Raw genomic sequence first — 23,897 nt, forward strand, 5'->3', positions numbered from 1 at the left:
ACTTCGAAAACGCCTTCGCTGGCAAGCCAGTTCCTGCACTGGCCAGCGCCGGCTGACTGCCCTCAAGCCCAGGCCAGCACCAGCAACCCGGCCCCCAGCACCACGCACAGGGGGGAATAGAACAGGGTGTCGAGGCGGGCGAATTTCGAATCCCGGACTTCCTTGAAAAAACCCACCAGCTCGGAGTCGCCGATGGCCCGGGCGAACATCAGCAAGGCAATGGCGCTGATCACCCACTGCAGAGACGGGTGGGTCACCGTCGGCAGGTAGAGCCCGACCCTCAGGCACACCAGCATCGCCACCAGCAACAAAGCCACTGCCACCAGCATCGTGGCCAGGGCCGGCGGACGGAACGCCGGCTGGGTCATGCCGGGCCCCGGCCCCGGCACCTCGGGAATCACCGCATCACTGCCACGCTTGCCACCCGCAGCCCAGTACAGATGGATCAGACTGATCAACAGGAAGCTGCCAGCCACCCCCTGTGCGAGCAGAAGATTCATGTTCAGACGTCCGTGCAGAAAATGTCGCTGAAGAATGGACTCGATTGACCGTTTTTGTAAGTACGTTCGTCGCCTTCGATGATAAAGTGCCGCCCCATGAAATTTGCCCGTTCCGATCGCTCGCTCGTTGCCTGGATGCTCTATTGCTGCGTCCTGTTCAACGTGTTCGCCTGCAGCATCGGCCACGGGCAGATGCTCGGCATGCAGCTCAACGGCATCGGCGGGCAGTTCTGCAGCGTCGACCCTGCCACCCAGGCGCCGCTGCAGAAACCGGCCGACCAGGGCTCCCTGCCCACTCTCTCCAAGGCCTTCGGTTGCCCGCTGTGCTCCACCGGCGGCATGGGCCCGGCCCTGAACTCCAGCCTGACCCTGGCCCTGCTGCCGCAGCCCCAGGCCCCGCCTGCGCGCACCCTGGCCAAGACCGACCTCCCCGCCCGCTCCACCTGGCCCGCGGCCCATCCCCGGGCACCGCCTCTCGCCTGATTCCTGCTCGTGCTCAACCTGCCCACTGCGCTGTCGCGCGGCGCGCGTTCGTGGGCCTTTTCCTAGCCAAGAATTCAGGATGCACCGATGAAACACCTTCCTTTGCTGGCGAGCCTGCTGGGCTGCCTGTCGATCAATGCCTGGGGCCAGCCGAGCCTCGAACTGGCCCCCACCACCATCGGCGCCGATGAGGCCGATGCCGAGCCGGGCCTGAACCTGGACCAGTCCAGCGGCATGGCCTCGCGCCTGGGCCTGAGCCTGCGCGAAACCCCGGCCTCGGTGGCCGTGGCCAGCCGCCAGGACCTGGAGCGAAGCGGCGCCCGCACCTTCCAGGAAGCGGCCAACGCCCTGCCCGGGGTCAACGCCAGTGCGCCGCCGGGGTTCGGCGGCTTCGTCTCCTACCGTGGTTTTACCAGCAGCCAGATCACCCAGATGTTCAACGGCATCAACGTCGCCACCGGCCTGGCCCGGCCCGTGGACGCCTGGATCTACGACCGGGTGGAACTGGTGGGCGGCCCCTCGTCGCTGATCAATGGCGCCGGCTCCGTGGGCGGTTCGCTGAACTACGTGACCAAGCTCGCGGACCGCCGCGAACAGGCTGCCGAAGGCCTGCTCGGCTACGGCAGCTACGACACCACGCAGACCGCTTTCGGGGTCAACCATGCCCTCAGCCCGGCCGGTGCCGAGGTGCAGCACTACGCGCGCTTGGACGTCAGCCACAACACCAGCAACGGCTACATCGACCGCCAGGAAAGGGATGCCTGGAGCCTGGCCTTCTCCCTGCTCAGCGACCTGACCCCGGACCTGTCCCACACCCTGGCGGTGGAATACCAGGATGAACACGAGGACAGCCCCTACTGGGGCACCCCGGTGCTCAATCCCAAGGCCGGTGAGCTGAAGATCGACAAGCACAACCGCTTCAACAACTACAACGTCGCCGATGGCCTGTATGAGCAACGCACGGTGTGGCTGCGCTCGATCATCGACTACCGGATCAACCCCAGCACCAGCCTGCGCAACACCCTCTACCACCTGGACAGCCAGCGCGACTATCGCAACCTGGAGACCTACCAGTACAACGCCGACAACAGCCGGGTGAACCGCTCGACCGCCTACCTGGTACGGCACCAGGGCCAGCAGGACGGCAACCAGTTCGAACTGCGCCACGATGATCAGCTGTTCGGCCTCGACACCACCTGGTCCGGGGGGTTTGAGTACAAGGTCAACAGCACCACCAACTCGCCCTGGAACGTGCCGGCCAGCAACAGCGTCGAACCCGGCAACTTCCAGCCGGGGTACTTCTATGACCTGAAGGGCACCCGCCAGGGCTGGGCCAAGGACAAGACCAACCAGGTCACCACCCGCGCCCTGTTCGTCGAGAACCGCTTGGCCCTGACCGACGAGCTGTCACTGCTCAGCGGCCTGCGCTACGACGCCATCGACCTGGACGTGACCAACCACCGGCTGATCACCGCCAGCAACCCGCGCCACCTCAAGCGCAGCTGGGAACCGGTCACCGGGCGCCTGGGCCTGACCTGGCAGTTCCTGCCCAGCGCCAATGTCTACGTGCAGTACAGCACCGCCGCCGAGCAGCCCAGTGGCACTCAGAACTTCGAGGTGTCCACGGGCAAGCAATGGGAAGTGGGCAGCAAGTTCGACTACCTGCAAGGACGGGGTTCGGCGACCGTTGCCGCCTATCGCATCGAGCGCAAGGACTTTGCCGTCACCGATCCCCTGGACCCGGCCAACAGCATCCCGGTGGGCCAGCAGACCTCCAGGGGCATCGAGCTGGCCAGTTCCCTGCACATCACCCCCAAGCTACTGGCGCAAGCCAACTTCGCCTGGGTGGATGCCGAGTACGGCGAGTTCAACGAGAAGATCGCCAGCGGCGCGGTGGTTTCACGCAAAGGCAACACGCCGACCAACGTACCGGACCGGCTGGCCAACCTGTGGCTGACCTATGACCTGTCGCCCAACTGGCAGACCGGGGTCGATGCGCGCTACGTGGCCTCGGTATACGCCGACAACGCCAACACCCTGCGGATGCCTGCCTACACCCTGTACGGCAGCTTCCTGCGCTACAAGGTCGACAGCCACACCACAGTGACCGGCCGGGTGCGCAACCTGACCAACGAGGTCTATGGCCAGTTCGCCCATGTGTCCCCGGCGTACTACCTGGGCCAGCCGCGAACCTTCGAGGTGGCGGTGCAGACCCGCTTCTGACCCCTGCCCTGCACCCGCCGGGCGCAAGGTTCAAGGGCCCATTCGCCGGCACGCCGGCGCCTACAAGGTGGCGGCGATCCTGTCCGCCACGTCCCGGGGCACCCAGGCGCGCCAGACGTCGGGGTGCTGCTTGAGGAAGGCCCGGGCCGCGTCCCGCGGGGCACTGTGGTTCTCGCTCATCTGCGCCAGGGCGCGGTTCAGGGGCTCAATGGGCAGGTCGACCTTGGCGAAGAACTGCGCCAGTTGCGGGTACTGCTTCTGGAATGGCGTGGACACCCCGATCGACAACCTGGAGGCCAGGGAACGGGTTGGCCGGGGGTTGGGGTTGGCGGCGTCGGTCAGGGTCTTCCAGGCTTCGGCGTCAAAGGGAGGTTCTTGCAGTTGCACCAGTTTGAAGCGCCCGAGCAGCGGCGTGGGCGACCAGTAGTAGAACAGGATCGGCTTGCCGCGACGGATCGCCGAGCTGATCTCCGCATCCAGGGCCGCTCCGGAACCGCTGCGAAAATTCACGTAGCTGTCCTGCAGGCCATAGGCCTTGAGCTTCTGCTGGTTGACGATCTCCGAGGTCCAGCCGATCGGGCTGTTGAGGAAACGCCCCTTGTCCGGGCTCTCCGGGTCCTTGAACACGTCCTTGTAGCGGGCCAGGTCGGTCACGCTGCGCAGCTCCGGCGCCAGGGGCTTTATACCCTTGGCCGGGTCGCCCTTGATCACGTATTCCGGCACCCACCAGCCTTCGGTGGCGCCCTTGACCGTATCTCCCAGGGCCTGCACCTTGCCTTCGGCCTCGGCCTTGACCCACACCGGGCTGCGCCCCGCCCACTCTTCGCCGATCACCTGGATGTCGTTGTTGGCCAGGGCCGTTTCCAGGGTGATGGTGGTGCCGGGCAAGGTGTCGGTGGGCAAGCCATAGCCCTGCTCCACCATGATCCGCAGGATCTCGGTGATCAGGCTGCCGCTTTCCCAGTTCAGGTCGGCGAAATGAATCGGTTGCGGCGCCGCCACAACCGGCTGCGCCGTACTCAGGGCGGCAAGGCTCAACAGGCTGCTGGCCAGCAGCGCGCGGATTCCTTTCATCGGGGTACACCTCTTGGGTCAGGACCTGGGCCACAGGGGCAGGCAGCGCCTAAGCGCACGGCCCCCAAAGCATTAAGTCAACTGACTGTAGTAGAGGTTCAGTAGTTTCAACCCCAGGCCCTTCCCGGATGGCCGCTCAAGAGGCCGGAGGCTCCTGCAACCGCTGCAACTCGCGGCGCACCATGCTGGCGTAGGCCGCGGGGCGCAGGTTGTACAGCTGGGCGGCGACCCAGTTCAGCCAGGCGCCCTGGAGCACGGTCTTCTGCGCGAACAGGCGCCGGGCTTCAGCGCTCGCGGCCTGTTGATGCTCATGGTGAAACGCGGCGCGGCCCTGGCTCATCACTCGCTGGCCTTGAAGCTCACCAGTTCGCCCTTGCGCCATTTGGCGGCCTTGGCGGTCACTGCCTTGAGGGTCTTGGTCAGGCCTTCCTGCAACTGCTCGTTGGCGGCAAACACGGTCACCACCGAATGGCCTTCCTTGAACAGGATGCCCTGCCCCAGGGGGCTGCTGACAAAGGCGTAGTCGCCCAGGCCGTAGACCGTCAGCTTGATCTCGCGAAAGCGGATCTCCATCTTGCCGCCTTCACGGCTGGGCAGCACGGCGGCGCGAAAATGATCGCCGACCTTGAGTTCAAGGCGCGGCTTGTCGTCCACCACCAGGGCCGTCTCGGTGTCGATCTCGGCGACGTAGATGCCTTCGGCGGACTGTTCGGTGAGGTAGACAAAACGAGATTGGAACTGCTTGACCAGCTTTGCGCGCAAATCACCCAACACGAACAATGCATGCATTTCAAGATTACTTACTGCCAAGGAACACTCCCCGATACTCAAAATGATGTCGCCCGGAAAAAAACGGACGGCACGAAAAAACCGCCATGACGGCGTAGTCACCCCAATCGGTTACCCAATACACACAAGTGCAGCTGGCACTCCTGGCCACGACGCTGGCGGCGGCACTGAGCAAGGGGCATTTCGCCGATGCATCAGGCACATGTCGAAGGCGTAAGGAGTGAGCTCTGACCCGCAAAGCGTGGCGGCGCGTCGTCGGGGGTGGGTGCTGGAACAGGCCTGCTGGCCGGATGCACCCGGGTCACGATTCCCCCGGTCGGCAGCCACTTCGGGTTGCAGAGGCAATTCTAGAGCAACTTTGTGCATTTCGACTATTTAAAGCGCACACCGGCTTCGCGCGCACCCACTTCAGCAAAAGCCGGAGTTGACGCGCAGCCGGTAATATTACCCAGCAACAGAAGCAGGAAGTTTCAGATTAGATCATCAGAATAATCGCCACCTAGAATCCAAATGATATAACTCAGCCCGCCGTCACCCAACAACTGCCATACTCCGCCATTGATTGAATGCCCCCCTCTTGGGGGGCGTTCAAGCACTCACTCATCTCCAAGGGAAGGCTAGAAGTGACCGAACTAGATATTGGCGAGTTTTTCATTCGTGGCGAGTGCAGAGAAGTCGAAGGCGAGTTCCAGGCCGTGATTGCCATGCGCGCAAAACCCCCACTGACCCAGGTCACCTTCCACCAGGTGGAACGCGATCGCTGGTTCAAGACCTCGGAAGACGCTGCCGCGGCAGCCAGAGCGTCGGCCAAGGCCCTCAAGCAGGCCATCGACCAGGGCGCCCTGAACGCCTGACAGACAGCGCCAGTCAAGGATCCGACAGCGCGACCGATACAAAGGCGAGATCCGTTTAAGAGCATCATGATGATCGACTTGAAACCCCCATCTCGCCTGGCCGACTTCCTCAAGCCGGATCCAAGCACTGCGGTACTGGAAGCCTCGGACGACGGCGAGACCCTGGTCCTGAGCCGCTCCAGCGCGCAAACCCCGGAAGAGGCGCTGTTGCTGGCGAAGAAAAAACGCATCCGCCAACTGAAAAAGCAGATCGAGCTGCTGCAACAGAAACTGCAACGGGCCAAGGCCCGCCTGGCCACGGTCAAGGGCGCCAGTTCCGGCTCCGACACCGGCCGGGCCATGGCCCTGTCGTCCGCCCGGGCCCAGGTCATGGCCTACAGCACTGCCCTGTCCATGGCCCAGACGGCGTTGTTCCAGGCCGAGAGCGGCACCCTGGCCTGAACCCTTGGATCGAACTTGCGCGCCCGCCATGCCTCAGATGCACTGAGGCAGCGCCGGTGCTGCCCGTCACCCAAGGAGATCACCATGGAAGCGCCCACCCATAACCTCGAAGGGCTGTTCGACCAGTTGGGCCTGGATTCCAGCCCCGCCGCCATCGATGGTTTCATCGCCCGGCACTCGCCCCTGGACGAAGACCTGAAAATGATCGACGCCCCCTTCTGGACGCCCCAGCAAGCGGCCTTTCTCAAGCAGCAACTGCGCGAAGACGCCGACTGGGCGCCCGTGGTGGACGAGCTCAACCTGCGCCTGCACCAGGCCGGTTAAGCCGAATGCCGCAGGTGCCGGCCGCCTGGCAGCAGCACCTGCAGCTGCTGCTGCCAGGCCAGCCGGCACTCCTCGGCCTCGGCGCGGCTGGCAAAGGCCGTGCCGCGCTGTTCGCCATTGACCAGAACCACCCAGCACGCACGACGGCCCAAGGCCCGCAGGCTGGCCGGCACGCCGCTGCCAATCATCACCGCTACATCGACTTTGCTGTGCATGGAGCTACCTCCAGAAAATTAGTTAGCTGCCTAACGATGTTGGCATACTAACTAACTTGCCGGCCCCTGGAACAGCCTGTTCCTGCATTGCAGCATTACCGATAGCGTAACAATGGAGGCCTCAGCCCTTGCCCGAGCCTGGCGCCTGCTCGGGTTTGTAACCCAGGCGCAGCCCGCCCCAGTGCCGGCCGCGGACCATGATCGGCACCGAAAGGTCGTGCATCAGCTCACCGGTATCCCGGGTATAGGTCTGCAGAAGCAGCGGTTGCTGGTGGCTGCCACAGCGGATCCCCGTGCGATCGGCGAACTTGCGCTTGCTGCGGTTATGCAGGTTGTCCACCTCGGGGTCGCCGGTCAGCGGCTGGGAAAAAACCTTGTTGTGGGTCGGCACGTAGCCTTCCTGGGTACAGGCGATGGCGAACACCAGGCCATCGTGGCGCGGCAGCAGGGATTCCTGGATCGGCGGCAGCACCTGATCGGTGTAGCGGTCGAAGCGGGTCTGGTATTTGGCCGGGTCGGTGTTGGCGATCAACTGGTAGTGACGATCGAACAGATCGTCGAGGCTGATGCGGTTCTGCTCCAGGTCGGCCTCGAACTGCTCGGCAATGCGCCGCGCGCCTTCGCGGGCCAGGTCGTAGATGCGCTGGTGATAGTCATCCAGGCCCACAGCCGCCAGGCGTTCGCTGATGGTTTCCGCCTGCCCTTCCATCTGCACCGCGGCCTGCGCCAGGCTGCGGGTCTGCTGGTCGCTGACCGCCAGGTCGCTGCGCATCTGCTCCACGGCATGAAACAGGCTGTCCAGTTGCTCGCGGTTGGTCTCGGCGCCCCGGGCGATCTCGCTGACCTGCCCTTCCACCCCGGCCGCCAGGCGCGCGATGTTGTCCAGGTGACGACCGGTGTGCTCCACCTGCTCGACCCCCAGGTTGAGGTCGTCGGCCAGCTGGCGGATCTGCTCCACCACGTCGCTGGTGCGCTGCTGGATATCCGCCACCATCACCCCGACCTCGTCGGTGGCCGCGGCGGTGCGCCCGGCCAGCCCGCGCACCTCATCGGCCACCACCGCGAAACCGCGCCCGTGTTCCCCGGCCCGGGCTGCCTCGATGGCCGCATTCAGCGCCAGCAGGTTGGTCTGGCTGGCGATGGACTGGATCACCAGGGTCACCCGCTGGATCTCCTCGCTGCGCTGGCTCAGGGCCTCGATCAGCTCACGGCTGCCATTGGCGCGCTGGCTGAGCAGGTGCATGCGGCTGATGGACTCCCCCAGCACCGTGCGCCCTTCGGCGCTGCTGGCGTGGGCCTCGCTGGCGGCGCCCAGGGCCTGCTGGCTGAGTTGGGAGGTGACCTGCTCGGTCTTGATCATCACTTCGGCGTTGCCGACGATGCGCGCGGCGGCGTCGAGCTGGGATTGCAGCTTGCCTGCCAGCTGGGTCACCGAGTAGGCCACGCCCGCCGCGGACAGTGCGTTATGGGTGGTGCCGTAGGACAGGTCGCGGGTCAGCGCCGACAACTGATCGTCAGCCGTCGCGTTCGCCACCAGGGGCCGCCCGCGCCCGCGCAACCGCGGCAGCCAGATCACCAGTACCGCCACGGGCAGGCACAGGTACAGCGACCAGCCGCCCAGGGCCTGGCCGGCGAACAGCGCCATCAGCGCCGCGCTCTGCAAGGACGGCGCCCACCAGCGGGCGGCGGTTTCGGGTGTTGCCAGCGGCTGTGCGACCGGCGCCGCTAGAGATCCATCTCTTGACATCTGTGTCACCCCACATCGTTCTAATTGTTTGCGGCATTAGACGCCACTAGAGGGCCATTATCCATGGTCCCTTAGTCGCGGGTTTGCAGCAGATCAAGAGAATGTGCGGGCGGGCACTGCCCGAAAAAACAGAGCCCCCGCTGTGGCGGGGGCTGGCGATCAGGCTTGACGCTGATGCTTGTCGATCTGCTCGTGGCGCTCTTGGGCCTCGATGCAGTACTTGGTGGTGGGGCTGATCAGCAGGCGCTTGAGGCCGATCGGCTCGCCGCTGTCGTCGCACCAGCCGAAGCTGTCGTCGCTGATCCGGCCCAGGGCCTGTTCCAGTTGCGGCAGCATGCGCTGGTCGCGATCAATGGCGTTGACCAACCAGGTGCGCTCTTCTTCGACGGAAGCGGCGTCGGCCGGGTCAGCCGGGGTGTCCAGGCTTTCAATGGCGATCCGGTTCTGTTCGATGCGCTCGTGGGTTTCCACCTTCATGGCTTGCAACAGGTCGCTGAAAAAAGCGTGCTGCTCGGCATTCATGTAGTCATCCGCCGGCATGGCCAGCAACTTTTCCTTGGTCATTGATTTCTCTATAAAAAATACGTGCATTAAGGCGAATTCAAACTGTTTCCGGTTGACCCGTCAGGTCATCAGAAAGGCGCCATACCTTCCAAGCGCCACCCGGCACTCAATTTACGAGGGGCGGCAGTCTAAGGCCGGTTTGAGGGCGCAGCAACTGAAATGACAGCGAATCTGTCCGACAAACCGCACAAAGCCCGCAAATGCGGGCTTTGGTGGCGTTTATTGGAGTGCGTTTATAACAAAAAATTCCATAGCCATGGGTCTGTTAGAAGACAAACGGCAGTGCCGGACGGCGGATTCTGGCCGTTTCCAACGATTTCCAGGGGCACCGGCCGGCGGGCGAAGAGACCGTTGGAGCGGGCCAGGGCTCGGGAGCGTATTCGCTGGCACGCCGGCTCCTGCACCAGCCGGCGCCTCTCCCCTGCTCAGCGCTTGAGCTTGCGCTTGTTGCGGTACTGGTCGATGACCACCGCCACCACGATGATCAGGCCCTTGATGATGTCCTGGATGTAGGCATCGACCCCGACAAAGGTGAAGCCACTGGCCATGACCCCGAGGATCAGCGCGCCGATCACGGTGCCGGTGATGCGCCCCACCCCGCCGGCCAGGCTGGTGCCGCCGATCACTGCCGCGGCAATCGCGTCCAGCTCGTAGGACATGCCCATCCCCGCCTGCCCGGTGGCGGCCCGCGCCGAGGCCACCACCCCGGCCAGCCCCGCCAGCAGCCCGGCAATGCTGTAGACAATCACCAGGTGGCGCTTGACGTTGATCCCCGAAGTCCGCGCCGCCTGCATGTTGCCGCCGATGGCATAGGTGTACTTGCCGTACTTGGTGTAGCGCAGGGCGATATGAAAGATCAGCGCCACCACCAGGAAGATCACCACCGGCATCGCCCCGTGGCCGATGGCGGTGTAGGAATCGGAGAGCATGCTCACCGGCTGGCCCTGGGTGTAGTAACGCGCCAGCCCCCGGGCCGAGACCATCATCCCCAGGGTGGCAATAAAGGGAGGAATGCCGGTCAGGGCAATCACACTGCCGTTGATCGCCCCCGCCAGGAGGCCGACCCCGAGCCCGGCGAGCACCGGGATCCACACCGGCAGGTCGGTCAGCGAGGGAAACACCGCCCGGGTGAAGTCCGAGGTCTGGGCCAGGCTGGCGGCAATCATCGCCGACAGGGCCAGCACCGAACCGGAAGACAGGTCGATACCGGTGGTGATGATCACCTGGGTCACGCCGATGGCCAGCAGGCCGATCACCGAGACCTGGAGAATCATCAGCACCAGGCGCTGGGAATTGAGCAGGAAACTCTGGTCGCGGACGATCCAGCCAAACAGCTCGAACACCAGGCCGATACCGATCAGCACCAGGAAGATGCTCAGCTCGGTGGGCAGTCGTCGCCGGGGCTTGACTGCCACCGCCGCGGGTTTGTTGTCGATTATCGCATTCATTGCCAGCCACCACCCTTGGGTTGAATGTCGTCTAGTTCAGGCCCGAAGCCAGTTGCATGACCCGTTCCTGGGTCGCCTCGTTGCGGTCCAGGGTGCCCATCAGTTGCCCTTCGTGCATGACCATGACCCGGTCGCTCATGCCCAGCACCTCGGGCAGTTCCGAGGAAATCATGATCACCGCCATGCCCTCACCGGCCAGACTGGCGATCAGGCGGTAGATCTCAGCCTTGGCCCCCACGTCAATGCCCCGGGTCGGCTCGTCGAGAATCAGGATCCGCGGCTGGGTCATCAGCCAGCGCGCCAGCAGGGCCTTCTGCTGATTGCCCCCGGACAGGGTGTCGATGCATTGCTCCAGGGACGGGGTCTTGACCCGCAGCTTCCTGCACATGTCCTCGCACAAGGCGCGCAAGGCCTTCTGCTGGACAAAACCGCCGCCGGCATAGTGCGGCAGTACCGCCACTTCCATGTTTTCCAGGACCGACAGGCAGGGGAACAGGCCACTGAGCTTGCGATCCTCGGTCAGCAGGGCAAGGCCCTTCTCGATCGCCCGGTGCGGGTCGCCGATGCGCAGGGGCTGGCCGTCGAGGACAATCTCGCCGCCATCGCTTGGGGTGATGCCGAACAGGGTTTCGGCGACATTGGTCCGCCCCGAGCCCATCAGCCCGGCAATGCCGAGGATCTCCCCGGCATGCAGATCGAACGACACGCCCTTGAACACCCCGTCCAGGCGCAAGTCGCGGACCTTGAGCAGCAGCTCGCCGATAGGCTTCTCGCGCTGGGGAAACAACTGGCTCAGCTCGCGCCCCACCATCATCGAGATCAGGCTGTCGCCGTCCAGGCTGTCGGCCCGTTGCAGGCCGATGTAGGCGCCATCGCGAAACACCGCCACCTCATCGGCAATGGCGAACACTTCGTTCATCTTGTGGGTGATATAGACGATGCCCTTACCCTGGGCCTTGAGGTCGGCAATGATCGAGAACAGGTGCGCCACCTCCTTGTCGGTGATGGCCGAGGTCGGTTCGTCCATGATCAGCACGTCGGAGTCATAGGACACCGCCTTGGCAATCTCCACCATCTGGCGCTCGGCGATGCTCAGGTTGCCCACCTGCTCCTCGGGGTCCAGTTCGATGCGCAGGCGCGCCAGCAAGGCGGCGGTGCAGCGGTGCATTTCCCGGTGGTCGATCAGGCCCAGGCGGTTCTGTTGCTCGCGGCCGATCCAGATGTTCTCGGCGATGCTCATGTGCGGCATCAGGTTGAGTTCCTGGTGGATCATGGCGATCCCCGCCTGCAGCGCCGCCAGCGGCGTGGCGAAGGTCACCGGCCGGCCCTTGAGGCGCAGTTCGCCGGAGTCGGGCTGATAGATGCCCGCGATGATCTTCATCAGGGTCGACTTGCCGGCACCGTTTTCGCCCATCAGCGCCAGGACCGTGCCGGGGCGTACCCGCAGTTGCACGTTGGCCAGGGCCACCACCCCGGGAAAGCCCTTGCTGACATTCAGTACTTCCAGCAGGTAGGGCTCCTGGGGCGCCACGGCCGGGCTCAGGGAGTGCAGGCTCGAAGCAGTAGCACAAGCGTTCATGATCAGCTACTCCAGCGGCCGGGCAGCCAGCGCCGCCCGGCCCGCGTGTGATTGAAGGGCCGGCGCCTACTTGAACTGGGCGACCGTTTCCGGGGTGATCAGGCGGTAGGGAATCCACACCGCGGCGTCCACCGGCTGCTTGTTGGCCATCTTCACCGCGGTTTCCACCGAGCCGTCGGCCTGGCCCTTGGCGTCCTGGAACACCGACACCGCCAGCTCGCCGCGCTGCACCGCGCGCAGCCCGTCGGGGGTGCCGTCGACCCCGGCGATCAGCACGCTGCCCTTGGCCACCCCGGCCTGGTTCAGGGCCATGGCCGCACCGATGGCCATCTCGTCGTTGTTGGCCACCACCGCATTGAACTCGCGGCCCTGGGTCAGCCAGTCGTTGACCAGGGTCATGCCCTTGTCCCGCAGCCAGACGCCGGTCTGTTCCTGGTCGACCTTGATCCCGGGGTACCGGGCCAGCACCTCCTTGACCCCCTTGGTGCGATTGGTGGTGGAGTTGTTCGCCAGGTCGCCGAGAAGGATCACGATGCTGCCCTTGCCGCCCATTTTCTCGGCCAGGTACTGCATCTGCATCTTGCCTGCCTCCAGGTCGTCGGAGGCCACGGTGACCACGCCCTTGGGCAGGTTCAGGTCGTCCGGGCGACGGTTGACGTAGACCAGGGGAATCCCGGCCTTGACCGCCGCCTCGGTGATCTTGCGAGTGGCAGCGGTATCCACCGGGTTGACCACGATGGCGTCGACCTTCTGGCTGATGAAGCTTTCCACCTGGCTCAGCTGCTTGACCACGTCACTGCGGGCGTCCTCGAACTGCAACTGCACGCCTTCGGGCATGGACCTGGCCTTCTGGTCCATGGACTCGCGCAGGTAGGTCAGCCAGGTGTCGTCGAACTGCGACATGCTCACGCCGATGCGCACCTGGGCCAGCGCCGCACCACTGAACAGCATCAGCGACAGGGCAAGACACGCCACTGGGTTCTGAATGTTCATTAAGAGTCGTTCTCCACATGCTTGTTGGTGGGTGGCCGTGCTCAGGCCGGCGAATACAGAACCGGGGCCCCGGGCATGCAGCCCAGCAGCGCGCCCTGGTGTTCGACACACAGGCCGCTGAGCAGGGTCAATAAACGAGAGGACCAGGGAGTGACGGGCAGATTGCGGGAGGCGGCGCCCCGGGTACGGGACAGCCATTGCAGAGCAGAGCGGAAGGTTTTCATCGACGGCACCTGTTTGTTCTTGTTGGTGGGTTCTCCAGGGCTCAAGCGGGGCTTGAAGGCCATGGGAACCTTGTAGGGTCGGCTACCTGTAAACGACTTTATTGGAAAATAATTTCTATATCAACTCATTTTAGAATTTTACTGCAATTGCATTTCCAGCAGCCAGATCCCTCGCTTCCCGCAGGAGACGGCTTGCCGGCGAAGGGGCCCGCACGCCTTGCAGCGCCCTGGAAAACACCTTCGCTGGCAAGCCGGCGCCTACAGAAATCCCGGGGTTCAGGCGTAGAGCGCCGGGCGCTGGGGCAGGCTGATGGGGACGATCGCCCCGCTCTGCTGGGCCTCGATGCAGGCGTCGGCCGCCACCGCCGCGGCCAGGCCGTCCCAGGCCGAGGGCCCACCCACCCGGCCAGCGCGCACGCCATCGACAAAGGCCTGCAGCTCGACGTCATAGGCGGCGATGAAGCGCTCCTTCCAGTCCATCAGGATCGCGCTGGACAGGCTGGCCGCGCTGCGCAGCTGGACCTGGGGCGGCTCCGGCAGGCGGGCGATGCCGCTCTCGCCCACCACTTCGCACTGGATGTCGTAGCCGTACTGGCAGTTGACGAAGATCTCCACGTCGATCCGCGTGCCCCGGGCGGTTTCCAGCAGCACGATCTGCGGGTCGCGCAGTTGGGCGTGGGCCTTGCCGGTCTTGCGCGGGAACAGCACCTGCACCGACACATAGTCGTCCGCCAGCAGCCAGCGCAGCACATCCAGCTCGTGGATCAGGGTGTCGGTGATGGCCATGTCGGTCTTGTAGTTCTCCCCCACCCGCGGGTTGCGGTGGGCGCAGTGCAGCATCAGCGGCTCACCGATGCGCCCGCTGTCCAGCACCGCCTTGAGCGCCTGGTAGCCGGCGTCGTAGGGGCGCATGAACCCCACCTGCACCAGGCGCCGGCCGTGGGCAATCTCGGCCTCGACGATGCGCCGGCAGCCGGCGGCGGTCACCGCCAGGGGCTTTTCGCAGAACACCGGCTTGCCGGCGGCGATGGCCGCCAGCACGAACTCTTCGTGGCTCGGGCCCCAGGACGTCACCAGCAGCGCCTGGACTTCCGGCGCCTGGATCAGGGCATGGCCGTCGGGGTAGACCTCGGCCTCAAGCGTGAGCCCGTCCAGCACCCGGGCCGCCTGCTGCGGGTCGATGTCGGTTACCGCCACCACCCGGCAGCCCTGCAGGGTCTGGCTGCAACGCCGAATGTGATCCTGACCTATGGCACCAGTGCCGATAACGCCTAGCTGCAAAGACATGGGTGTACTCCTGTGGTTGTTCGGTTGGGGAGCTTCAGTACTGGCGCGCCTTGGCCAACTGCTGATCGATGGCGGCGGCCGCGGCGGCCACCCTCTCACTGCCGCTGACCTCGGCCACCGCCACATGCCACCAGGACAGGTAGCCGTGGAGCATGGTCTTGGGCAGCACCTTGATATCGATCAGGGTCGAGACCCGCTGCAGCCGGGCGTCCGCCAGGGCGGCGTGGAGCTGCTCCAGGTTCCTCACCTTGTAGGTCTTGCAGCCGTAGGCCGCGGCGCTCATGGCGTAGTCCACCGGGATCAGGCCACCGTCGAGCTGGTCGCTGTCTGGGTTGCGGTAGCGGAACTCGGTGGCGAAGCTGTCCAGGCCCTGGCCCAGCTGCAGGTTGTTGATGCAGCCGAAGGCCATGTTGTCCAGCAGCACCACGTTGATCTTGCGTTGCTCCTGGATCGAGGTCAGCAGCTCCGAATGCAGCATCAGGTAGGAGCCGTCGCCCACCAGGGCATAGACCTCACGCTCGGGGGCGGCGAGCTTGACCCCCAGGGCCGCGGCAATTTCATAACCCATGCACGAATAGCCATATTCCACGTGGTAGGTGTTGAGCCCCTTGCTGCGCCAGCTGCGTTGCAGGTCCCCGGGCAAGCTGCCGGCAGCGGCGACAATCACCGCATCGTCGGCCAGGGTCTGGTTGAGCACCCCCAGCACCTGGCTCTGGGTCAGGCAAGAGCCGGTCAGCTCGATGAACTCGCGCAGCACCGCCGGGTCCAGCGCGTCGTTGACCTCCGGCACAAAATCCTCGCCCTGATAGTGCACGCCGTGGACCCGCTCCAGCTCGGCATCCAGCTGCCCCCTGGCCTCGGCCACCCGAGTGCCCCAGCCGGCGCGGTAGGCGCTGCCGGCCAGGGCCTCGCCCAGTGCCTGCAAGCCGGCCCGGGCATCGGCCAGCAGTTGCACGCCATCGAGCTTCACGGCATCGCCGGGGTTGATATTGAGGTTGAGAAACTGCACCTGGGGGTGCTGGAACAGCCACTTGGACGAGGTGGTGAAATCGCTGTAGCGGGTACCGACGCCAATGATCAGGTCGGCCTCCCGGGCCAGCAGGTTGGCCGCCAGGCAGCCGGTTTCACCGATGCCGCCCACGTTCAATGGATGGCTGGACAGCAGCGCGCTCTTGCCGGCCTGAGTCTCGGCCACCGGGATCGCGAAGCGCTCGGCAAAGGCCTGCAGGGCCTGGTTGGCCGCGGCGTACTTGACCCCGCCACCGCAGATCAGCAACGGCTTGCGCTTGCCCCGCAGCAGCGCCACGGCGTCCGCCAGCATCGCTTCGGTGGGTGGCCGCCGGTCGATGCGATGCACCCGTCGGGCGAAGAAGCTCAGCGGGTAATCGTAGGCCTCGGCCTGCACATCCTGGGGCAGCGCCAGGGTCACCGCGCCGGTCTGGGCCGGGTCGGCCAGCACTCGCATCGCCTGCAGCGCCGCGCTCATCAACTGCTCCGGGCGGTTGATCCGGTCCCAGTATTTGCTCACCGCCTTGAAGGCATCGTTGGTGCTGATGCCCAGGTCATGGAACTGCTCGATCTGTTGCAGCACCGGGTCCGGCTGGCGGCTGGCGAACACGTCGCCGGGCAACAGCAGCAAGGGAATGCGGTTGGCCGTGGCGGTGGCCGCGGCGGTCAGCATATTGGCCGCGCCGGGGCCCACCGAAGCGGTGCAGGCATAGACCTTGCGCCGCAGGTGCTGCTTGGCAAACCCGATGGCGGCATGGGCCATGCCCTGCTCGTTGCGGCCCTGGTGCACCCGCAATTGGCCCGGGTCCTGCTGCAGCGCCTGGCCGATGCCCAGCACATTGCCGTGGCCGAAAATCGTAAAGACCCCGGCAATGAACCGGCTCTGCTGCCCGTCCACCTCGACGTACTGGTTATCGAGGAATTTCACCAGGGCCTGGGCCATGGTCAGTCGAATCGTGCTCATCTGTGTTCCTTCAATGGCCATACAGCACTCTCACTGTTCTTTGTGCGGAAGCCGGCTTGCCGGCGCCTACAAGGGGGGGCAGGCCAGGGCCTGGCGCAGGTGCCGGATACTGCGCTCCAGAGCCTGCTGCAGGTCCGGTCGATCGTGAACGCTCGCGGCAAAGGGCTCGAAGGACAGGTAGCCGCGGTAACCGCCCGCCAGCAACGCGGCGATCTGCGTCGTGTTGCCCAGCCGGTCCGCCGCGCCCACCAGCACCCGATGACCGTCCCGCAGCGCTGCCAGAGGCAGTGGCGGCCCCTCGACACCGGAGAGGTGCACCAGCCCGGTAAGCTCGGCGAACAGCTGGGGTTCGCCGGCCAGTGTGTGGTGGAAGGTGTCGTGCACCAGGCTCAGCACATCCAGCGCGCCAACGGCGCGGATCGCGTCCACGGCGCTGCGCTTGTCACGCAAGGCGCACTCGGCAAACCCCAGGGGTTCGACAAAACCGCGCAGGCCATGCTGGCGAAGAACCTCCGCGATCCGGGTCAGGGCGGCCGCCAGCCCCTGGGCCCGCTGGCCCGCGCTGCGCCGGTCGCCGGGGTCGTTCAGCGGGCACAACACCAGGCCCTCGGCACCGCAGGCGCGGGCATAACCGGCCAGGTGCAGCAACTGCTGGCGGCGCTGTTCATCCCACAGGTCGAAGGGGTACAGGGCATTGATCGACAGCAGCCGGATGCCACGCTGCTCACACAGCTCGCGGACCTGCTCGGGGGGAGTGCCATCCTCGATCTCCACACCCTTGAGGTCATTGCGCAGCTCCACCCCATCGATCTTCAAGGCCAGTGCCAGGTCAAGAAAATCCGCCAGAGGCAGGTGCGGTGCGACCATTCGGTTCAAGGCAAAACGCAAAGGCTGAGTCATCTTCCAGCTCCCCGAAAATCGGCAAAGGTGCGTCGTTCACAGATCCAGCAGCCAGCTGTGCCGGGGGTCGTTATGGAACTGCCAGACCCGCTTCGGCCCGGCCATCACGTTCAGGTAATAGGACTCGTAGCCATAGGGCACGCTGACCGGGTGGTACCCCCTGGGCACCACCACCAGGTCGTGGTGCTCCACCGCCATGGCCTCGTCCAGGCTGCGGTCGTCGGTGTAGACCCGCTGGAAGACAAAGCCCTGGGGCGGGTTGAGCTGGTGGTAATAGGTCTCTTCCAGAAAGCTCTGGCGCGGCAGGTCGTCGGTGTCGTGCTTGTGCGGCGGGTAGCTGGAGGAATGCCCGGACGGCGTGCGCACCTCCACCACCAGCAGGGAATGGGCCGGCTCGCTGTCGGGCAGGATGTCGCAGACGTAGCGAGTATTGGCGCCCTTGCCGCGCACGCTGCGCCTGCACTGTTCCGGGCGGATCAGCCGAGGGCCGAGGTCGTTATCGACTGCCCCCGGGGCGGCACACACAGCGATCTGCACATCGCTCAAGGCGGTGACCCGGGCCCGGCTGCCCGGCGGCAGGTAGGCAGCAAAGGGGGATTTGTCCTCGAACACCGATTGCCGGTCACCCAGGTTGGGCCACTGGAAGGCGCCCTGGGGCGCTTCGCCCTGCACATCGATACGGCCGCTGAGCAGCACCAGGCACAGCTCCTTGTCGCCGGCGCTGACCGGCAGGCTTTCCCCCAGGCCCAGGCGGTAGGCACTGAACCCCACGTATTCCAGGGCGCCCTCTTGCAGTTGGACCATGGTCCGGCCCTTTGCAGCGCTTTTAACCAGCAGGCTCATTGGGCAGCCCTCCTGCGTTGCAGGCCAGCGTCCAGCAGGGCCCGCAGGGTGTCGTAACCTTTTTTCGCGTAGACATAGCTCGGCGCCACCGCCGGGTCCTGCTCGGCCTCCACCACCAGCCAGCCCTGGTAGCCTGCGTCCAGCAGCACATCGAGCAAGGCGGCGAAGTCAATGTCGCCATCGCCGGGCACGGTGAAGGTGCCGTTGATGATGCAGTCCGGGAAGCTCCACAGGTTGTTGCGCGCCAGTTGCACCACCGGCTTGCGCACGTCCTTGAAGTGCACATGGCACACCCGCCCGATATGCCGGCGCAGCACCTCCAGGGGTTCGCCGCCGCCCATGTAGCAATGGCCCGAATCGAACAGCAGGCCGACTTCTTCGCCGGTCAGGCGCATCAGCGTGTCGATGTCCGCCGGGGACTCGACGTAGGCGCCCATGTGGTGGTGATAGGCCAGGCGCACGCCCTGGGACAGGGTGAAACGCGCCAGCTCCGTGAGTTTGTCGGCGTAGTCCTGCCAGGCCTGCTCGCTGTGGAACCGTGGGCGCTCGATCAGGCGCACCGGCAAGCCCTGGATCGAGTCGGCCACTTCGCCGTAGACCAGCACCGAGGCGCCGTTGCGCTTGAGCAGTTCGACGTGGCTGGCAATGGCGTCGATTTCCTCGGCCACCGAACGCCGGGCCAGGCGGCTGGAGTACCAGCCCGAGACCAGCGCTAGGTCATAAGGGCGCAACACATCGCCCACGCCCTTGGCGTCCTTGGGGAACTTGCCGTTGAGTTCGAAGCCTTGGTAACCGATCTCGCGCCCTTCGCTGAGGGCGGTGCTCAAGGGCGTTTCACCGCCCAGGGCCGGCAGGTCGTCGTTGCTCCAGGAGATCGGGTTGATGCCAATTCGGATCGCGGGCATGGCTGCACCTTTTGTTGTTATTCATGAAAGCGTGGAGAACGGCCTTGCACTGGTAGGAACTGGCTTGCCAGCGAAGGCACCGGCGAGCCTGGCACCAGGCTCAAGACCCTCTTCGCCGGCAAGCCGGCTCCTACACAGGGCGGGCGCTGCGCCAGGCGTTGATCAGTTGCTCGAAGGTGCCCTGCACTTGCCGGATCAGGATGTCGTCGTCGATCTCCCCCGCCAGCCACGCTCGGCTGGGCTCCTGGAAAATCGTGCGGCCCACGGCAAACCCCCGGCAGGTGCGGCTGTCGGCCGCTTGCCGGAAGCCCTCGGCGAGGGCTTCGGCCGAGGCATTCAGGCCCAGCAGCACCACGCCACGGCAATAGGGGTCGCGCTCCTGGATCAGCTCATCGAGCTTTTTCCATTCCTCGGCCGACTGCGCTTCGATCTTCCACCACGCGGGGTAGATGCCCAGGTTGTACAGGCGCTTGAGGCTGCGGTAGAGCACCTCGGGATGAGCGCCGGGCAGGTCCCTGGGCGGGATGATTTCCAGCAGCAGTTCATGCCCGCTGACCTGGGACGCCTGGTACAGGCCCCGGATCTGTGCTTCCTGCTCCAGGCGCAGCAGGGGTTCGTCGTCCGGGTGAAATTGCACCAGGCACTTGATGATCTGCTCCTGGGGCCAGGCGATCAGGTTGCTGCCCACCGAGCGCCCGTGCTCGAACGCCAGGGGCCGCGAGCCCTGCACTTCCACCGGCCGCGCCACCCACCAGCCGCGCCCGGTGGCGGCGTTCAGCGCCTCCTGGCCGAAGCGCTGGTCGGCCAGCAGGCCGACATCGGCCTCGATGCCCCGGCGCCGCAGGTCGGCTTCGACCCGCTGCACCGCTTCTATGAAGAGTTGCTTGAGCTGACCGATGGCCTTGAGCTCGCGCCCACCTTGCTGCGCCAGTTCCACCAGTTGCCCACGGTGGTCGAAGGCAAAGACGAACAGGGGCTTCCAGGCCTTGCGCGGCACACTGACCTGATGCAGGCGTTGCAGCACCGGGTCCTGGTCGGGACGGGTGATGGGCACCGGGCTGCTGAACAGATAGTCCAGTTCGGCCCGGGTCGGCATCGCCGGGGCGCAGGCGTGGCGCGACACCACCAGGCCGCCGCAGGCGTTGGCCAACTGGCAGCAGCGCTCATCACTGGCCTCTTCCAGCCAGCCACTGAGGAAGCCGGACATGAAAGCATCGCCGGCGCCCAGCACGTTGAGCACCTCCACCCGCACACCGGGGTAGATCGCCCCGTCTTCCAGGCGCTCCGGAATCTCGCCGTGGATCACCGTGCACCCTTGCGGGCCAAGCTTGACCACCAGGGTCGCGGCACTCAGTGAACGCACGGTGCGCAAGGCCGTCAGCAGATCGTCGCTGCCGCCGGCAATCAGGAATTCCTCTTCGGTGCCGACGATCAGGTCGAAGCGCGGCAGGATGCCCTGCACATGCTGGCTGACCTGCGGGTCGGCCACGAACCGGGTCTGGCCGTCGGCCTTTCCCGCCAGGCCCCAGAGCACCGGCCGGTAGTCGATGTCCAGGACCCGCTTGACTCCGTGCTTTTGCGCGTAGTCCAGGGCCTGCAGGCTGGCCCGGTAGACGCCGTCGGTGGAGAAATGGGTGCCGGTGATCAGCAGGGCCTTGCTGGAGGCGATGAAGGCTTCGTCGATGTCGGCGGCGCACAGCGCCATGTCCGCGCAGTTCTCGCGGTAGAACACCAGGGGGAAGGTTTCGCGGTCCTTGAGGCCCAGCAGGACCAGGGCGGTGAGGCGCTGCGGGTCGACCTTGACGGCGCTGACGTCACAGCCTTCGCGCACCAGCGACTCCAGCAGGAAGCGCCCCATGTGATCATCACCGACCCGGCTCAGCATCGCCGACTTGAGGCCCAGCCGTGCGGTGCCAAAGGCAATGTTCGCCGACGAGCCGCCGAGGTATTTGGCAAAGCTTGCGACGTCCTCCAGCCGGGCCCCCACTTGCTGCGCGTAGAGGTCGACGCCCAGGCGTCCGAGGCAGATCAGATCCAATTGACGCCCACTGGCAAAACGAGTCTGGCCCATGCTGGCTCCTGTTATTTTTATCAGCCGCTGCCTGCCGTCGCGCACTGCCCCGGCAGGCCTACTTGGTGGATGCAGACTAGAACGTCTCCCGGCACCAATCAATATTTATTCTATAAATTTTTTACGTGGAATATTTTTTCCATTAAACTTTTCTGCAATGCCCAAGGCTGCGCCGTGCATCGTTTCAGCAAGGCGCCCGGGGCCCGGCCCCTCAAGATTTTCCCGGCGCCGACCCTGTAGACTGCCCGCAGCCCATTTATTGTCAGGGGGCGACGCCCGCGATCGCTCCCATCAGTACCCTCAGAAGGATCCGTTATGTCCCGCACCGATCAGCCGGCCCTGCCCGATCGCACGCCCGAGAGCGACCTTGCCAGCCCTCCGGCCAATGCCGAGCGGCTGCTGCAGTTGATCACCGAGGAGTACGAGAGCCTGCCGCGCCAGCTCAAGCGCATCGCCAGCTACATGAGCCAGCAGAGCGACCGGATCATGGTCGACCGGATCAGCGACATCGCCCGCGAGTGCGAGGTGCACCCTTCGGCCATCGTGCGTTTTTCCCAGCGTTTCGGCTTCAGCGGCTTCAGTGAAATGCAGGCGCTGTTCCGCGAGGCCTACACCCACAAGGCCACGCCGGTGCAGAACTACCAGCAGCGCATCCGCAGCCTGATCGCCAACAAGTCGCAGAAGGCCAGCGACGGCGACCTGGCGCGCGACTGCATCAGCGCCACCCTGTCGGGGATCGAGCGCCTGGGCCTGGAACTGGACGACGCGGCCTTCGAGCAGGCCGTGGACCTGGTGGTCAACACCGACAATATCTATGTGGTGGGGGTGCGCCGCTCCTTCGCCGTGGCCGACTACCTGGTGTACAACCTGCAGCACACCAACAAGCGCATCCACCTGGTGTCGGGGCTAGGGGGCAGCTACCGCGAGCAGATGCGCAGTATCCGCCCCAACGACCTGGTGATCGCCATCAGCTTCACCCCCTACGCCAAGGAAACCCAGCACTGCCTGCGCATTGCCCAGCACAACCAGGCCAAGACCCTGATCATCACCGACAGCACCCTGTCGCCCCTGGCCAAGCGCGCCAACAGCGTGCTGCTGGTCAACGAGGGCAGCTCCTTCGCCTTCCGCTCACTGAGCGCCACCCTGTGCCTGTGCCAGGCGCTGTTCATTGCCGTGGCCTACCGCCTGGAACTGAAGATGGACGAGATTCACGAACAGGGCGGCTTCGACGACTAGCCCTTCGGCTGGCGCGGCGCTATTCGTAGATCTTGCCGCAGTACAGGAACACCGCGAAGCGCTGCCAGGGCGAAGCCTCCACCAGCCCCTGGGTGGCACCGATGCCGGTGGCCTCGGCCCAGGCGTGGGCGCCGTCGAGAAAATCCTCGATGCAATGGTTCTGCCAACTGTCGGCCTCGCCGGCCTGGGCCATGCGCTGCGCCTGGCGGCGGTCGGCAATCAGCGCCTGGACGAAGTCGAGGAAGCTCTGCTCGTCATGCACCTGCTGCAAGCATTGTTCAAGGTCCATTGGGGCTCTCCGGGGTCAGGACGTTGCCTGGAGCGCCAGGCCCTTGCGCAGCAGTTCCTTGCGCAGGATCGGCCGGCCCGGGCAATGCACGCCGTCCAGGGTGCTGCACTCTAGCAGCCGTTCCAGCTTGCGGGCACTGCCCGGGCTGCCGGTCAGCAGGTAGCTCGTGCCTTCGCCGAGGCTGATCAGGTTCAGCAGCCAGTCATCGCCCCACTGCCCCAGCACCTGCTCGATCAGGCTGCGCTGGCGCACCAGCAGGCCCTGGGCATGCCACAGGGTCAGTTGGGCGAAACGCCGCGGCAGGTTGCTGGACGCTTCGAACACTTTCAGGTCCTTGAGCAGGGCCTCGGGCAGTTGTGCTTCGATCTGCTGCTGGCACTCCTTGAAATAGTCTTCGGGCCAGTCGGGGCCCAGGCCGGCCAGCGCGGCCAGGTCGGCGTAGGCCTGGCGGTCCGCCGCGGTGCACCCCTGGTCAGTGAAGTTCAGGGTGTTGTCGAGAATGCCCGCCGCCAGCAGTTGCGCGCTGTCGCGGCTGATCCTGGGCAGCAACCCGGAGTCGCGCCAGCGCTGGTAGACCTGGGTACAGGCGGCGCCGATCTGGCGGATATCCGCGTGCTGGCCCAGGCGCTCGTTCCAGAAGGCCTCGAAACCCGGGTGATGGTCGATGACCTCCACCACACGGTCCAGGTCCACCAGCGGGTCCAGGTGCAGGTGGTTGGAAATGTCCACCAGCACGAACTGCTCGGTCCCTTGCGGAACATGGGCGTCCAGCCCCTTGAGACGCTGGCGGAAAGTGCCCGGGATGCTCTCGTTAAGCGGCGCGCTGCTCAGGGCCCGGGCCGGGCGGCCGCTGAGGTTGAGCCATTCAGCATAGGCAATGCAGCCGGCGTAGGCGTCGATATCCAGATAAGCCGCACCGGCGGTGACAATGATCAT

General features: G+C 65.3%; 25 protein-coding genes. 6 read left to right on the forward strand and 19 right to left on the reverse strand.

Features of this window, described 5'->3' with window-relative positions; all coding sequences use genetic code 11:
- Positions 1 to 62: 62 nt before the first annotated feature.
- Positions 63 to 500, reverse strand: a complete 438-nt coding sequence (locus AC1RL5_RS14295) for a DUF3995 domain-containing protein (protein ID WP_019094294.1) — start codon at positions 498 to 500, stop codon at positions 63 to 65.
- 96 nt (positions 501 to 596) lie between these two features.
- On the opposite strand from AC1RL5_RS14295, the gene AC1RL5_RS14300 reads away from it, so the two are divergent.
- Both AC1RL5_RS14300 and AC1RL5_RS14305 read left to right on the forward strand, forming a co-directional pair.
- Complete coding sequence (locus AC1RL5_RS14300; RefSeq protein ID WP_026020110.1) at positions 597 to 983, forward strand: DUF2946 domain-containing protein; 387 nt, start codon at positions 597 to 599, stop codon at positions 981 to 983.
- Positions 984 to 1,070: 87 nt separating this feature from the next.
- Entirely contained in the window at positions 1,071 to 3,206 is a 2,136-nt protein-coding gene (locus AC1RL5_RS14305) for a TonB-dependent receptor (RefSeq protein ID WP_492589593.1), read from the forward strand.
- A gap of 60 nt (positions 3,207 to 3,266) precedes the next feature.
- Here the strand turns inward: AC1RL5_RS14305 and AC1RL5_RS14310 are convergent, their stop codons facing one another.
- The 3 genes from AC1RL5_RS14310 to AC1RL5_RS14320 all read right to left on the reverse strand — a co-directional run bounded on the left by AC1RL5_RS14310 (position 3,267) and on the right by AC1RL5_RS14320 (position 5,090).
- Positions 3,267 to 4,280 carry an ABC transporter substrate-binding protein gene (locus AC1RL5_RS14310; protein WP_015635323.1) on the reverse strand — a complete coding sequence of 338 codons (1,014 nt, stop codon included), beginning with the start codon at positions 4,278 to 4,280 and terminating at the stop codon, positions 3,267 to 3,269.
- Between the two features lie 136 nt (positions 4,281 to 4,416).
- Positions 4,417 to 4,620 (reverse strand): hypothetical protein, encoded by a 204-nt coding sequence (locus tag AC1RL5_RS14315; RefSeq protein ID WP_011060898.1) that lies wholly within the window; start codon positions 4,618 to 4,620, stop codon positions 4,417 to 4,419.
- Positions 4,620 to 5,090, reverse strand: a complete 471-nt coding sequence (locus tag AC1RL5_RS14320; protein WP_026020109.1) for a hypothetical protein — start codon at positions 5,088 to 5,090, stop codon at positions 4,620 to 4,622. The genes AC1RL5_RS14315 and AC1RL5_RS14320 overlap by 1 nt, the downstream gene beginning before the upstream one ends.
- 602 nt (positions 5,091 to 5,692) lie before the next feature.
- Here AC1RL5_RS14320 and AC1RL5_RS14325 point away from each other — a divergent pair.
- The 3 genes from AC1RL5_RS14325 (at position 5,693) to AC1RL5_RS14335 (ending at position 6,688) form a co-directional block, all read left to right on the forward strand.
- Entirely contained in the window at positions 5,693 to 5,923 is a 231-nt protein-coding gene (locus AC1RL5_RS14325; RefSeq protein ID WP_026020108.1) for a hypothetical protein, read from the forward strand.
- 78 nt (positions 5,924 to 6,001) lie between these two features.
- Positions 6,002 to 6,364: an HlyD family secretion protein gene (locus tag AC1RL5_RS14330; RefSeq protein ID WP_169891827.1), complete on the forward strand. Its 363-nt coding sequence runs from the start codon at positions 6,002 to 6,004 to the stop codon at positions 6,362 to 6,364.
- A gap of 84 nt (positions 6,365 to 6,448) precedes the next feature.
- Positions 6,449 to 6,688: a DUF2789 domain-containing protein gene (locus tag AC1RL5_RS14335; RefSeq protein WP_011060895.1), complete on the forward strand. Its 240-nt coding sequence runs from the start codon at positions 6,449 to 6,451 to the stop codon at positions 6,686 to 6,688.
- On the opposite strand, the gene AC1RL5_RS14340 is transcribed toward AC1RL5_RS14335, so the two are convergent.
- The 13 genes from AC1RL5_RS14340 to AC1RL5_RS14400 all read right to left on the reverse strand — a co-directional run bounded on the left by AC1RL5_RS14340 (position 6,685) and on the right by AC1RL5_RS14400 (position 21,436).
- Positions 6,685 to 6,903 carry a hypothetical protein gene (locus tag AC1RL5_RS14340; protein WP_011060894.1) on the reverse strand — a complete coding sequence of 73 codons (219 nt, stop codon included), beginning with the start codon at positions 6,901 to 6,903 and terminating at the stop codon, positions 6,685 to 6,687. The two genes, AC1RL5_RS14335 and AC1RL5_RS14340, sit on opposite strands and share 4 nt — an antisense overlap.
- A gap of 121 nt (positions 6,904 to 7,024) precedes the next feature.
- Positions 7,025 to 8,650: a methyl-accepting chemotaxis protein gene (locus AC1RL5_RS14345; protein WP_015635319.1), complete on the reverse strand. Its 1,626-nt coding sequence runs from the start codon at positions 8,648 to 8,650 to the stop codon at positions 7,025 to 7,027.
- A 159-nt stretch (positions 8,651 to 8,809) separates the two neighbouring features.
- A complete protein-coding gene (locus AC1RL5_RS14350) occupies positions 8,810 to 9,214 on the reverse strand; it encodes a TraR/DksA family transcriptional regulator (RefSeq protein ID WP_011060892.1) in 405 nt (134 codons plus the stop codon).
- 425 nt (positions 9,215 to 9,639) lie between these two features.
- The gene (locus AC1RL5_RS14355) at positions 9,640 to 10,662 is read right to left on the reverse strand and encodes an ABC transporter permease (RefSeq protein ID WP_011060891.1); all 1,023 of its coding nucleotides are present in this window, start codon (positions 10,660 to 10,662) and stop codon (positions 9,640 to 9,642) included.
- Between the two features lie 31 nt (positions 10,663 to 10,693).
- The gene (locus AC1RL5_RS14360; protein WP_072452259.1) at positions 10,694 to 12,241 is read right to left on the reverse strand and encodes a sugar ABC transporter ATP-binding protein; all 1,548 of its coding nucleotides are present in this window, start codon (positions 12,239 to 12,241) and stop codon (positions 10,694 to 10,696) included.
- 66 nt (positions 12,242 to 12,307) lie between these two features.
- Positions 12,308 to 13,234: a sugar ABC transporter substrate-binding protein gene (locus AC1RL5_RS14365; RefSeq protein ID WP_072452260.1), complete on the reverse strand. Its 927-nt coding sequence runs from the start codon at positions 13,232 to 13,234 to the stop codon at positions 12,308 to 12,310.
- Between the two features lie 41 nt (positions 13,235 to 13,275).
- The gene (locus tag AC1RL5_RS14370; protein WP_072452261.1) at positions 13,276 to 13,521 is read right to left on the reverse strand and encodes a hypothetical protein; all 246 of its coding nucleotides are present in this window, start codon (positions 13,519 to 13,521) and stop codon (positions 13,276 to 13,278) included.
- Between the two features lie 213 nt (positions 13,522 to 13,734).
- On the reverse strand, positions 13,735 to 14,745 hold the full coding sequence (gene iolG, locus AC1RL5_RS14375; protein WP_072452262.1) for a bifunctional inositol 2-dehydrogenase/D-chiro-inositol 1-dehydrogenase: 1,011 nt from the start codon (positions 14,743 to 14,745) through the stop codon (positions 13,735 to 13,737).
- Between the two features lie 34 nt (positions 14,746 to 14,779).
- Positions 14,780 to 16,717: a 3D-(3,5/4)-trihydroxycyclohexane-1,2-dione acylhydrolase (decyclizing) gene (gene iolD / locus AC1RL5_RS14380; protein WP_093408686.1), complete on the reverse strand. Its 1,938-nt coding sequence runs from the start codon at positions 16,715 to 16,717 to the stop codon at positions 14,780 to 14,782.
- 66 nt (positions 16,718 to 16,783) lie between these two features.
- Positions 16,784 to 17,617, reverse strand: coding sequence for a TIM barrel protein (locus AC1RL5_RS14385; RefSeq protein WP_492589595.1), 834 nt, complete (start codon positions 17,615 to 17,617; stop codon positions 16,784 to 16,786).
- A gap of 36 nt (positions 17,618 to 17,653) precedes the next feature.
- The gene (iolB, locus tag AC1RL5_RS14390) at positions 17,654 to 18,460 is read right to left on the reverse strand and encodes a 5-deoxy-glucuronate isomerase (protein WP_072452265.1); all 807 of its coding nucleotides are present in this window, start codon (positions 18,458 to 18,460) and stop codon (positions 17,654 to 17,656) included.
- A complete protein-coding gene (gene iolE, locus AC1RL5_RS14395; protein WP_072442201.1) occupies positions 18,457 to 19,365 on the reverse strand; it encodes a myo-inosose-2 dehydratase in 909 nt (302 codons plus the stop codon). Before iolE ends, iolB begins: the two co-directional genes overlap by 4 nt.
- A gap of 130 nt (positions 19,366 to 19,495) precedes the next feature.
- The gene (locus AC1RL5_RS14400) at positions 19,496 to 21,436 is read right to left on the reverse strand and encodes a bifunctional 5-dehydro-2-deoxygluconokinase/5-dehydro-2-deoxyphosphogluconate aldolase (RefSeq protein WP_492589597.1); all 1,941 of its coding nucleotides are present in this window, start codon (positions 21,434 to 21,436) and stop codon (positions 19,496 to 19,498) included.
- Between the two features lie 315 nt (positions 21,437 to 21,751).
- Here AC1RL5_RS14400 and AC1RL5_RS14405 point away from each other — a divergent pair, with 315 nt between their 5' ends.
- Complete coding sequence (locus tag AC1RL5_RS14405; protein WP_072452268.1) at positions 21,752 to 22,672, forward strand: MurR/RpiR family transcriptional regulator; 921 nt, start codon at positions 21,752 to 21,754, stop codon at positions 22,670 to 22,672.
- 19 nt (positions 22,673 to 22,691) lie between these two features.
- Here the strand turns inward: AC1RL5_RS14405 and AC1RL5_RS14410 are convergent, their stop codons facing one another.
- On the reverse strand, positions 22,692 to 22,961 hold the full coding sequence (locus AC1RL5_RS14410) for a DUF7660 family protein (protein ID WP_053157953.1): 270 nt from the start codon (positions 22,959 to 22,961) through the stop codon (positions 22,692 to 22,694).
- A 15-nt stretch (positions 22,962 to 22,976) separates the two neighbouring features.
- Positions 22,977 to 23,897 (reverse strand): DHH family phosphoesterase, encoded by a 921-nt coding sequence (locus tag AC1RL5_RS14415; RefSeq protein WP_093408696.1) that lies wholly within the window; start codon positions 23,895 to 23,897, stop codon positions 22,977 to 22,979.

This window comes from Pseudomonas sp. GW822-FHT06D10 (assembly GCF_058799535.1).